Genomic DNA, 1,156 nt, shown 5'->3' with positions numbered 1-1,156 from the left:
CGCCACCCCCGTGCCCGCCCCCGTGTCCGCGCCCGAAGAGGTGTCGGCCGCCCGATGAGGCTGCGGCTTCCGGAGGAACGTCCGACGGAGGCGCCGACCGGATTCAAGATCGCCCACCCGGTGCTGTCCCAGGACGGCACCCGGGCCGGGTTCACCGGTGTGTCGCTCGGCGGCGCGCTGCCGTACGCGGTCGTGGCCGACGCGTCCTGCGCCTACGGACTGCGGCACCGGGCGCCGCACCGCCGCTGCGACTGCGGCTTCCACTGCGTGCACGACCGTACGACGGCGGAAGCGCTGCTGTGCACGGCCGAGCACCGGGCGGCCGTCCTGCTGGAGGTCTCCGTGCTGGGCGCCTACATCCGCTTCGAGCGCGGCTTCCGCTACGCCCGACAGCGGGTGCGCGCGGCGACGGTCGGACCGTGCGTCTGCGGTGCGGCCGCGGCCGCGCTCGCCGACGCCGGGTGGGGCAGGCCCGGCTGGTCCGCCCTGGCGCCCGCCTGCGCGGCCTGTGTGCGCGGCCGTACGGCCCTCTCGCCGGCGGCGTTCGCCCGGCTGGCCGGGGACGGACTGCGGGTCGTGGCGGGCGGCGGCGGCCCCTGGGGCGGTTCGGGGTCCGGCGGCCCGGCGCCTGCGGCGGGCCGCGGTGTGCCCGCCGGTCCCGGTGTGCGCGACGGCGCCGGATCCGCGGTGCGCGCCGACCTCGGTGTGCCCGAACTCGTCGCCGAGGCGGCCCTGTTGCAGGCCCGACTGGACTGGTTCCAGACCCAGTTGGCCCGGCTGGGCGAGCCGGGGGCCGACGGGTCGGCACGGGGTTAGAGCGGGCCGGTCCGGGGCGACCGGTCCGGAGGGTGCGGACGCCGGTCGGCTCGGTGTGCGGGTGGTGGGGCGGCTCGACCTGCGGGTGGCGGAACGCCCGGATGTCAGCCGCGTCCCGGGGCGAGCCGTCCCGCCGGTCCTGGGTACCCGAGGCGGGTCGGCCCGGGGAGTTCAGGGAGAGGTGCCCCCATGACTACGCGCAGGACGAGGCGCCGGACGACGCTGAGCCCGGCCGGGGCCGGAACCGGAGCCGGTGTCGGGGCCAGGGCCGAGGGGGCCGATGTGCCGCGTGGCCGGACGCGGTGGGCGGGGGGCGGGTTCGGACGCTTCCTGCGGGAGG

The 1,156-nt window shown here is 78.6% G+C and carries 1 protein-coding gene; it reads left to right on the top strand.

Going from position 1 to position 1,156, the window contains the following annotated elements; genetic code table 11:
- Positions 1-54: 54 nt before the first annotated feature.
- Positions 55-816 carry a hypothetical protein gene (locus FNH09_RS46480; protein ID WP_152895885.1) on the top strand — a complete coding sequence of 254 codons (762 nt, stop codon included), beginning with the start codon at positions 55-57 and terminating at the stop codon, positions 814-816.
- The last annotated feature ends 340 nt before the right edge of the window (positions 817-1,156 follow it).

It is taken from the genome of Streptomyces adustus (genome assembly GCF_009377175.1).
Taxonomy (GTDB): domain Bacteria; phylum Actinomycetota; class Actinomycetes; order Streptomycetales; family Streptomycetaceae; genus Streptomyces; species Streptomyces adustus.
This window is presented reverse-complemented; position numbering and strand designations above follow the sequence as displayed.

Excerpts from the sequence above, each read along its gene's own strand:
- FNH09_RS46480 (WP_152895885.1), top strand. The coding sequence starts at position 55 with ATGAGGCTGCGGCTTCCGGAGGAACGTCCGACGGAGGCGCCGACCGGA.